The sequence below is a fragment of the Solemya pervernicosa gill symbiont genome, assembly GCF_002020875.1.
Taxonomy (GTDB): domain Bacteria; phylum Pseudomonadota; class Gammaproteobacteria.
Map to the genome: position 1 here is coordinate 1 of NZ_MPRL01000099.1, position 10,357 is coordinate 10,357.

The 10,357-nt window shown below is 53.5% G+C and carries 9 protein-coding genes and 1 pseudogene; 2 read left to right on the top strand and 8 right to left on the bottom strand.

Translation table 11 applies throughout. From position 1 onward, the window contains the following. Positions 1-137 precede the first annotated feature (137 nt). From arsJ to BOW52_RS15895, 5 genes and pseudogenes are all read right to left on the bottom strand, one after another. Complete coding sequence (arsJ, locus tag BOW52_RS15875; protein ID WP_078485059.1) at positions 138-1,358, bottom strand: organoarsenical effux MFS transporter ArsJ; 1,221 nt, start codon at positions 1,356-1,358, stop codon at positions 138-140. A 2-nt stretch (positions 1,359-1,360) separates the two neighbouring features. Further along, on the bottom strand, positions 1,361-2,362 hold the full coding sequence (locus BOW52_RS15880) for an ArsJ-associated glyceraldehyde-3-phosphate dehydrogenase (RefSeq protein WP_078485060.1): 1,002 nt from the start codon (positions 2,360-2,362) through the stop codon (positions 1,361-1,363). Positions 2,363-2,436: 74 nt separating this feature from the next. Then, entirely contained in the window at positions 2,437-3,351 is a 915-nt protein-coding gene (locus BOW52_RS15885; RefSeq protein ID WP_078485061.1) for a sulfurtransferase, read from the bottom strand. Between the two features lie 50 nt (positions 3,352-3,401). Next, positions 3,402-4,362: pseudogene (gene arsB, locus BOW52_RS15890) on the bottom strand (ACR3 family arsenite efflux transporter). 66 nt (positions 4,363-4,428) lie between these two features. After that, the gene (locus BOW52_RS15895; protein WP_078485062.1) at positions 4,429-4,776 is read right to left on the bottom strand and encodes an ArsR/SmtB family transcription factor; all 348 of its coding nucleotides are present in this window, start codon (positions 4,774-4,776) and stop codon (positions 4,429-4,431) included. Between the two features lie 186 nt (positions 4,777-4,962). Between BOW52_RS15895 and BOW52_RS15900 the strand changes: the two genes are divergently transcribed. Further along, complete coding sequence (locus BOW52_RS15900) at positions 4,963-6,129, top strand: hypothetical protein (RefSeq protein ID WP_172840393.1); 1,167 nt, start codon at positions 4,963-4,965, stop codon at positions 6,127-6,129. On the opposite strand, the gene BOW52_RS15905 is transcribed toward BOW52_RS15900, so the two are convergent. The 3 genes from BOW52_RS15905 to BOW52_RS15915 all read right to left on the bottom strand — a co-directional run bounded on the left by BOW52_RS15905 (position 6,115) and on the right by BOW52_RS15915 (position 9,748). Further along, positions 6,115-6,795, bottom strand: coding sequence for a type 1 glutamine amidotransferase domain-containing protein (locus BOW52_RS15905; protein WP_078485067.1), 681 nt, complete (start codon positions 6,793-6,795; stop codon positions 6,115-6,117). The two genes, BOW52_RS15900 and BOW52_RS15905, sit on opposite strands and share 15 nt — an antisense overlap. Positions 6,796-7,202: 407 nt before the next feature. Next, the gene (locus tag BOW52_RS15910; protein ID WP_078485064.1) at positions 7,203-7,451 is read right to left on the bottom strand and encodes a hypothetical protein; all 249 of its coding nucleotides are present in this window, start codon (positions 7,449-7,451) and stop codon (positions 7,203-7,205) included. Positions 7,452-7,612: 161 nt separating this feature from the next. Beyond that, positions 7,613-9,748 (bottom strand): TonB-dependent receptor plug domain-containing protein, encoded by a 2,136-nt coding sequence (locus BOW52_RS15915; RefSeq protein ID WP_078485065.1) that lies wholly within the window; start codon positions 9,746-9,748, stop codon positions 7,613-7,615. A 346-nt stretch (positions 9,749-10,094) separates the two neighbouring features. Here BOW52_RS15915 and BOW52_RS17565 point away from each other — a divergent pair, with 346 nt between their 5' ends. Continuing rightward, positions 10,095-10,286: a diguanylate cyclase domain-containing protein gene (locus BOW52_RS17565; RefSeq protein ID WP_236725786.1), complete on the top strand. Its 192-nt coding sequence runs from the start codon at positions 10,095-10,097 to the stop codon at positions 10,284-10,286. Positions 10,287-10,357: the final 71 nt, after the last annotated feature.

The following is a 10,357-nucleotide window of genomic DNA, read 5'->3' on the forward strand; positions in this document are numbered from 1 at the left end:
TTCTTCGTCGTTCGCTCCCGCTCTCAACTACGAATATGCAGACGGCGTCGACTATCGCGGACTAACCGCCTTCGCTTCGCTATCCATGGCGGTCAGCGGTAGCAGCAGAGCGGCCATCATCTTAGACATTAATCTATTCATCCATTTACCTTTTCACTATTTGCAGTTATTTCGGGCAGGCCAATCGAGATAAGCGCTGCCAGCAAGACGAATCCACTCGACCACCAGAGGCACCCCTCCAGTCCCTGTGTTTGATAGAGCCAACCAGAGAGCACAGTACCGATCAATCGCCCCCCGGCATTAGCCATATAGTAGAAGCCAACATTCATCGCCACCTTATCGTGGTCTGAGTAGGCCAGAATCAGATAGGAGTGCACCGCCGAGTTGAGCGCGAAGAGCACTCCGAACAGAATCAAACCACCAACAATAACCGGCTCGGCAGGCAGACCATAGATCAGTCCCAACGCAATCGCAGCCGGGAAGATCGCCAGGGCAAAGGCCAGCAGACGTGCGGTGCCTCCATCGGGACCACGTCCGTGGTGACTCTGTCGAATCAGTCTGGGTGCAGAGGCCTGTACGACGCCATAGCCGATCACCCAGAGCGCCATAAAGGTGCCAATCCGGGTAAAGGACCAGCCGAGCACTTCAAAGAGAAACAGCGGCAACGCCACAACAAACCAGATATCACGCGAACCGAAGAGGAAGAAACGTGCCGCCGAGAGCCAGTTGATTGCCACGACCCTCGAGAAGACCTGGCTGAATTTTGGTTTCGACCTCATCTTGCCGACACCACTCGGCAGTAGCATTGCGGTGATGATCAGCACCACCAACAGCATTGCAGCGAGAAGCGTCAGTGCACCACGAAAACCGAGCCACTCCAGCAGCACCGCCCCAACAAAGAAGCCGCCCCCCTTGAGCGCATTTTTCGAGCCGGTCAGTACCGCCACCCATCTGAACAGGCTCTGCTCCCCTCCCCCGTCGGTCATAACCTTGACCGATGCCTTGGCGGACATCTTGTTGAGATCCTTGGCGATACCGGAGAGCGCCTGAGCGGCCATCACATAGGGGACCGAGAGCCATACATCGGGCACGGTGAGCAGCGCCAACGCTACCACCTGCATTCCCATACCGATATGCATGGTGAGATTGAGACCGATACGCGCACCGAGCCAGCCACCAACCAGATTGGTGACGATGCCGAAGAACTCATAGAAGAGGAACAGCATCGCCACTTCAAGCGGCGAGTAACCGAGCTGGTGGAAGTAGAGCACCACCAACATACGGATGGCACCATCGGTGACGGTGAAGGCCCAGTAGCCTGCGGTGACCGTCAGATAGTTACGCAGGCCCTGTTCCACTGTTAGAGGCTCTGAGCGACCTTGGCGGCCAGCTCCATCATGCGATTCACATAGCCCCACTCATTGTCGTACCAGGCGTAGATCTTCACCTGGGTTCCATCGATCACCATGGTTGAGAGTGCATCGACAATCGATGAGCGTGGATCGTTCACATAGTCGATCGAAACCAGCGGGCGCTCCTCATATCCGAGAATCCCTTTCAGCTCACCCTCGGCCGCTGCCTTGAAATAGCCGTTGACCTCCTCGGCGGTGACAGGGCGTTCCGCTTCGAAGACAAAGTCGGTGAGCGAGGCGTTGAGCAGCGGTACACGTACCGCATGACCATTCAGCCTCCCCTGCAACTCGGGGAAGATCTTGGTGATCGCCTTGGCCGAACCGGTCGAGGTGGGGATCAGCGAGCTGCCGCAGGCACGGGCACGACGTAGATCCTTGTGCCCCTTATCGACGATGGTCTGAGTGTTGGTAATGTCGTGAATGGTGGTCATGCAGCCATGTTTGATACCGATCTTTTCGTGCATCACCTTGACCACCGGCGCGAGGCAGTTGGTGGTGCAGGAGGCGGCTGTGATCAGATGATGCTGTTCTGGATCGTACTGATCGTCATTGATGCCGTAGACGATATTCAGTGCCCCCTCGGTGGGGGCGGCAACGATCACCTTCTTCACACCCTGATCGAAGTAGGCGTTGAGTAACTCGGGTTGCTTGTGGTGTTTACCGGTCGCCTCGATGACGATGTCACAGTCGGACCAATCGGTATCACCGATAGTCGCATTACTGCTATGGGCGATCGATTGCCCATCGACAATCATCTGCCCATCCCGCTCTACACTGTCACGATCCCAGGTACCGTGCACTGAATCGAACTTGAGCAGGTGCGCCGAACCCTCTGCATCGGTGGTGATCTCATTTACACGCACCACATCGAAGTCACAGCAATCCCAACCTGCACGCAGACCCAAACGCCCCATACGGCCAAAGCCGTTAATCCCAACACGAACACTCATGACAAGCTTCTCTACCTCTGGACCTTAGCCGCTCGATTAAATCGACACTTACACTTAACTAGCCAAACTGGCGATCAAAGATCGTAATCACCGCTATAGGGTTTATCGCCCTCAACCACCGGCAGGGTCAGACGGTTACCCCAATGTGACCAGCCACCGTTGTAGAGCTTGACGTTGTTATAACCGAGGCGTTTTAGCTGCGCATAGGCTAGCGACATCCGGAAACCATCGTGGCAGTAGGCGTAGATCGTCTTATCCTTGGGAATGGCGCTATACATCGCCGCCAGCTCCTCATCGCTGCGCCACTTCTGCGAGCTGGTGCCATCGAGGCTAACGATATTGATTGCACCCGGAATGTGACCCGCCATGATTGAGTGTTTGATCTCTTCGCCGGTGTACATCTTTTTCGGACGTGCATCGAGTAGCACCACATTGGCATCACGGCGTGAAACCACATCATCGTAGACATCGTCCCACTCGACAAACATCGACTCATTAGCAGGCTTGAGCGTGACGTTACCGGGCTTGGGCGTAACGGCCTCTGTAGAGAGATCGTTAAAGGCGCTCCACTCAACGGTTCCGCCATTAAGAATCTTCACCTGCGACATATTGAAGCCATAGAGCTCGAGCAGATAGTAAACACGGGTTGTCAGTGCGGTGCTTGAGTCGTCATACATCACAACGGTGGAGTCGTCGTTAATACCCCACTCGCGCAGCGTCGCCTGGAACACCTCGCGTGATGGAAAGCGCATCAGTGGCAATGCATCGTTATCGCCCAGATCCTTAAAACGCTGCACCTGAACTGCACCCTCGATGTGGCCGACGGTGTAGTAGCGATGCGGGTGGTAACGCACCTCCAATACCACCATATTTTCATCCTCGATATGATCTTCCAGCCATGAGGATTCGACCAGAAAATCGGATGATGCATAGAGCGAAGATGCGCCAAGCATCATTAAAAGCACAAATATTCTGGATATAAATTTCATTTAAAACTCCTCACCTGGGCAATTTGCCCAATCAATAAAACATCAAATAGTTACGCACGTTGCGGACGCTCATACCAACCCTTACTCGAGTTGACGATCCTCACCACCGATAACATCACCGGAACCTCAATCAACACACCGACCACCGTGGCCAATGCAGCGCCTGAGTTAATACCGAACAGACTGATGGCAGCGGCCACCGCCAGTTCAAAAAAGTTACTGGCACCGATCAGTGCCGATGGTCCTGCTACTGCATGATCGACCTTGAGCTGTCGATTAAGCAGATAGGCAAGCCCCGAATTGAAATAGACCTGGATCAGGATGGGCACCGAGAGCAGCGCGATAATCGTCGGCTGGGCGAGAATCTGCTCACCCTGGAAACCAAACAGCAGCACCAAGGTAGCAAGCAGCGCCGAGAGCGAGACGGGATGCAGACGTTTAAGTGTCGCCTCAAGCGCTGCCTCCCCCCCCCTGGCCAGTAACGCGCGTCGCCACCACTGCGCTACCACCACCGGAATGACGATATAGAGTGCAACCGAGAGAAACAGCGTCATCCACGGAACGACAATCGCAGAGAGGCCGAGCAGCAGACCGACAATCGGCGCAAAGGCAAAGATCATAATGGTGTCGTTGAGCGCCACCTGACTCAGGGTGAAGTGCGGCTCACCACGGGCCAGATGACTCCAGACAAAGACCATCGCCGTGCAGGGTGCTGCTGCGAGCAGAATCAGACCAGCAATATAACTATCATGCTGATCAGCCGGCAGCCAATCGGAAAACACACCTCGTATAAATAACCAGCCCAGCAGTGCCATCGAGAATGGTTTTACCGCCCAGTTAACAAACAGTGTGACACCGAAGCCAGATCAGTAGCGCGACGGGCAGATTAACGCTCGCAACCTCCATAGCACCGACCTGTGCAAACAGCGCAGGAAAGAGATGGCCGAATCCAATGCCTACGACGATGCAGATAAAGACCCACAGGGTGAGATAGCGCTCAAAGCGCCCCATCTCAGCACCCGCCGCTGACTTTGCAACCGTTTCACACTGAACTGACATCTAGCTATTACCCATTCGTTAGCTTGCACACTTCTCGACCGCACCCTTGGCCATGATCTCAATCAGCTCAGCATCACTCACATAGGGTTCATCGGCTGCAACACCCCTGGCCGCTGTTGCCATCACCTCGATGCACCATTCGGGTAACGCCGGATTAATCCGGTAGTAGACCCAGAGCCCCTCTTTACGGTCTGCGACCACGCCGCTCTTTCGTAACGTGGCCAGGTGGTGCGACACCTTCGGCTGCGGCAGCTTGAGCACCTCGGTCAATTCACAGACGCAGAGCTCCTGCTGCTTGATCAGCAGAATGAGACAACGCAACCGTGTTGGGTCCGAAAGAGATTTGAAGAGTTGGTTGGCATCCATATCGACTAATCACTATATCTAGAATAATAGATATGAATACTACATCTACATTCATAGATATAGCAACAAGGATGTTCTTAGGGATTTCCCTGCCAATCACGGTGAATCAGAACGGCCATCCACCCGGAGAACACCCATAGTAACTGGGTACAATGATCGGTATGAGTCGATTAGACTCAACCATAAGTGACAGGAAAAAAGAGCAGCACCGTGGCAAGCTTCTGGAAACAACTTTGGCAGCGCGTTGACCCCGACCTGGTTCCGACCATTGAGCGAGTGTTTGATCTTGTCGAGCCAAAGTTGAGGCTATTCAGCGACTATCAGAAGCGCCTGCAGGAGCCTGTCAGGAGTGCACTGGCCTATGCAGGCGAACTCAATAATCAGCTATCCACCGAAGCCGAGATCAACCTTGAAGAGTTCACCTCCGATCCCTTTATTCACGCCCTGTTCGCTCGTCCCGAAAATATAAAAAATGCGATTGGTGGCAGTCGTGATGTACAGCAATACATCAAAGAGCAAAGCAGCAACAGCGGTGAAACGATCTACGCCCTGATGGGCATGCGTTACTCCGAAAAAAACTTCATCGGTAATCAGACCACTCATCATGGCACGGTGAGTGATGTACTACAGACAGCCGCAATCTTCTCTGATCACACCCTCACCTGCCTGGCAGCAAACCCAACAACACTAGCTCAGAACATCTGCGACCACTTCGTCGACAGCCTCTTTATGCAGATTAAGACAGACATAACAGAGCGCGAGGCGGAACGACGCGAACGGGAGACAGCCCAGCAGGTGCTAGCGAGCCGAATACGTTCGAATAAAGTTGAGAACATGCACAACGCCGAGCACGAGCTACTCGAGATAGAGCTGCGACTTACCGACCTCAATCATCTACTCAACTATGAAAACCGCTTTGAGCTAATTGCCAAAACAATCGAATCAGCTGCAGAGCATCTAAAGCTGACCGAACATCAGATCGACATCGATGCACGCGGCGTTCTACGTGACAGCAACCACCGCCTCGCAGGGCACTTCGCCCTCCATGAACTCGACGCACGCGACGACCGGCGCTGGTTTATTCACAAGGTCTCCATCAACGCTGAACATGCCAAGGCCCTTACGCAGGAGAGAGGCGAGAAGATAGGGGAGTCGCTATTTTTGCGAGAGTTTGTTTTGGGCATCCAAGCCCAAGCAAACAGCAAAAACTTCACGCGACCGTTTATGCCTGCGGCGCCCCCTAACCGCCTTCGCTTCGCTATCCATGGTGGTCAGCGAACGCTGGATGCTGATATAACCAGCGAGGCGGCACACACCTGCAGCCAATCAGACTTCACACTACCGATCCAATAAGGTCAGCACCGCTTTGGCGGCCTGCTCTGATGATGCTGGGTTCTGCCCAGTAATCAGATTTCCATCTGTAATAGCATAGGGAGTCCAGTCATCCCCTTTTGAGTAGTTGCCACCCTTCCCTTTCAACTCATCCTCAAGCAGAAACGGAACAACCTCAGTGAGCAGCACTGCAGCCTCTTCACTGTTACTAAAACCGGTCACAGACTTACCCTCTAGCAGCGCGGCACCATCCGCTGTCTTGGTATGCCGCAGCACTGCAGGTGCATGACAAACAGCGGCTACAGGCTTACCGGCAGCATACATAGACTCAATCATGGCGATTGAATTTTTATCCTCGGCCAAATCCCACAGCGGCCCATGACCTCCTGGATAGAAGACGGCATCAAAATCGTCTGGCGAGAGTTCTATCAGCTTTGATGTTGTGGCCAGTGCGGTCTGCGCACCCTCATCAGCATCAAAACGCGCAGTTGCCACCGTTTGAAAATCGGGCTCACTGCTTTTTGGATCGAGCGGTGGTTTGCCGCCATTGGGCGAAGCCAGCGTTATCTCAGCCCCGACATCTTTGAAGACATAGTAGGGGGCAGCAAACTCTTCGAGCCAGAAACCTGTTTTATAACCCGTGTCACCGAGTTGATCGTGTGAGGTCAGTACCATGAGAATTTTCAATTTATCCATCCTTGTAAAACAGCTAATCGGGGAGTCGCTATTTTTGCGGAAGCTTGTTTTGGGCGTCCAAGCCCAAGCAAGCGGCAAATACTTAACGCGACCGTTTATGCCTACGGCGCCCCGCGGACTAACCGCCTTCGCTTCGCTATCCATGGCGGTCAGCGAACGTCTGTGTTTGTGTGGAATATCACGACTAGAACGTGCATCTTGCTTATAACGTTAGAACAGTAAAGCACAACCCTCAAGAGTCTGTTAGAGGCAGCGGACAAGATGCTCTACGATGCAAAAGAAAATGGTCGCAATTGAGTCATTGGCGGCACCCTCTGTCACGATAAACGTGTGGTTTGGGTCGGACATGAAAGCGCGGTGTAATCCTCAGTAAACCGTCAGTTCCTACACTCATTGCTTCACTGGATACCGATCGAATTATTGGGATTGACCTCGTAATACTCATTAATGCTGAATTGACCCAGATTACCTTCAACAAACTTTTTAACCGCAGCCACCGATTCGGCTTCCCAGAGACAGTTGCCCTTGGCGCCATCCTGATTTGGAAATGAGTAGAGCAGTTTAATATCGGGGGGAATTACAAAGCTTGATGCCTTTTCCCAGAAGGCGTTTGAATCACTTATTTCGTGTCGGATCGCTACATACATGGAGGGCCTCCTTCGATGTATCGCGTCAATTGAAATAATGGATCAAGAGTATAGTTCTTCATAGCCAATACGCCATTGAAGAAGATGAAAATATTCAGCCGAGAGTTATCGGAAAAGACGGGGGTTCTGCGACAAATAGAACTACTTTCTACCGTACTATTTTATAGACTTGCCCGCAGCTCCAGCCAGAGGCTACGCCCTTCCTGTGGATAGTCGTTAGGGATACTGGTGGGTCCTGGCTCGCGGACATCTTGATCAAACAGGTTATTGACCTTCAGACCCAGATCAAAATGGTCAAAGATATTATCGCGACGCAGCACCAGATTGGTTAGTGCATAACTGTCGATCTCATCACGTGTATCACCCGCGGCACGCTTACGATCGGCCACCCAATGGAGCTGACCGTTGAGCAGCCAATTAGGTGCAAAACGCCAGTTCATACCGGCAAAGGCCTGGTGCCCCGGCGCATCGGGGACACGATCACCGGTTACCGTATCAGTTGCACGCTGAACCGCTACATTCCCCAGCAAATCTAAACGATTAGTCACATGCCAGAGCGCCTCGATCTCTACGCCGTGCGCCTCCTGATCACGTGCGTTCTGTGCCGTGGATCGCCCACCCGGCAGACCATCGTCATCAACCAGCTCGATCAGCCCCTCTATCTCGTAGTAGTAGATGTTGAGACGGGTGCTGAAACGGTCGCTCGGCTGGTAGTCGAAGACCAGCTCATAGGTATCGATCGTCTCGGATGCGAGATCGGGATTGCCGAGTGCAACCGGATTGTTCTGCGCGTAGAGATCGCTGAAGCTGGGAGCGCGAAAGGCGCTGCCGTAGAGAAGCTTGGTGGTCAGCGCCTGGGTACTGTTCCAGACCAGTGAGACCCTCGGATTGGTGGTGGAACCGACATCAGAGTAGTGGTCGTAGCGGATACCGGCGGTGAGCATCCAGTCACGCGCCACTGCCCACTCATCCTGTATTGAGGTATAGAGCACACAGCGGTCGACGTCGGGCATGTAGTTGGTGCTGAGTCCGGTGGTATCGGTCAGGGTATCGTCGATTGGTGAGACGGTTCCGTCGATCACCCCGGGGCCGAAGTTCGACTTGGAGCGCGCCTCGAAATCCTCATGCTTGCCACCGATATTGATACGCCAGGTATGTTTATCCCAACCGGTATAAAGCGTCGTTAGATCGAAGCGATTGGTGATTTCGGTCCGTCCCGGCGTGCCGATATAGCCATCAGTGAAGTCGACCATTCCTACCGGAGTAAAAAGATCGAGGTTACCGTCGGCACCGATCGGCAGTAGCGCACCGGCGGGGAAGACACTCAGGTTAATGTCGTTTTGCGAGTAGTGGATACCGTAAGTTAGATCGAGTGACCAGTACTGTGCCCATGCATCGTCATGGTAGTTGATATCGAAGATGTACTGATCGGTATCCATGTAACCGTCGTGATCGAGCGTGTTGGCCACACCGGCCCCCTGACCCGTGTCACGCTGGTGAAGGGTTGAGAGATGACTTTTCCAATGCCCCTTTGAGAGAGTGAAATCGGAGCTCAGCACCTCATAACGAGTGTCGAGCGGTCCGGGTGCCTGTGAAGCGGTAGTACCGAACAGAGTGTCAAAGATGGTCTGGGTATCGGCATCAACAATTCGACCATCATCACCATCATTGTGGGAGTACTGCACCGTGGCCGCCAGACCAAGCCCACCCTCTGAGACGCGACCGAACTGCCCCCAGATATCCTGGTAATCGAACGAGCCGCCGCGCACACCTACCTCCCCCCCATCGATATCGTCAGGGTCTTTGGTGATGATGTTGATCACGCCCGAGAAGGCATCAGCGCCGTATACAGCGGATCCGGGTCCGCGAATCACCTCGATCCGCTCCACCGCTTCAAGTGGGAAGTGTTGCCCCGTAACCGGTTTGCGTGACAGCAGCTCATGCGTCTCCTGGCCATTACGGAGGATCAGCACCTGTGGATTAAGCCGGGTATGGATACCACGAATAGAGACGATCGATGCCTGAGTAGCACTGCTGATATGCAAACCCGGCAGATGTTCCAACGCCTGCTGCAGCGTGGTCGCCCCCATCGCCTTGATATCTTCTTTAGTGATAACGGATGCGACTGCCGGAGCCTTGGATATCGCCACCGGCGTACCGGTCGCGATGCTGATCAGCTCCTCATCACCAAACATCCCCAGCAACATCGCCTCGTCCACATCGAGCTCAGCCGCAATCGCACTGCTTGCAACGAATAGTGAGCTGGTTAACAGGGCTGTGGAGGCTTTTTTCATCATGGCGATTCTTAGCGACCCATTGGTTAGGGAGATCAACAGGCGAAAGGAGATCAGTCGCCTGCCTCCTTGCACGATTCACATGTAATCGAATCTGCGAACCATTCTCGCTGCCCCGCACCCTGCCGTCAAATCGAGTCTTGTATTGAGCAGGCATACAAAAGGGCCAGGAATCACCCGGCCCGTCAGTAGTTGCCCCACCTTTTGGGCGACGCCACTTTTCGAGACAAGAGGTCGGCTTAGACTTCAGTTGCAAGCTTGCACACAGCCCACATTCCTCTTATTGGATATTTTCTTAGGGTTTGGTAGCAGATTGGGAGACAGTCAATGTCTTGCATTGTTTGGACCATTGCAACAACCACGGAGCCATCCTGCTCTTGACCTAGACCAATTTAAGATTCATAACGACACCAAAGGATATGACGTCGGCGACATGCTACTAATTGAAGCTGCTCACCGATTACTTGCGAGTGTGCGCGCCGGGAGACAAGGGGTATCAAGGACTAAGTTTCATCTGAGGCTCCCCCGGTTTAACGGATGAATTAATTAAGAGGCACACTTTGCCTCGTATTCTGCAGGACTTACATACCCCAAGTACGAGTGACGCCTGCG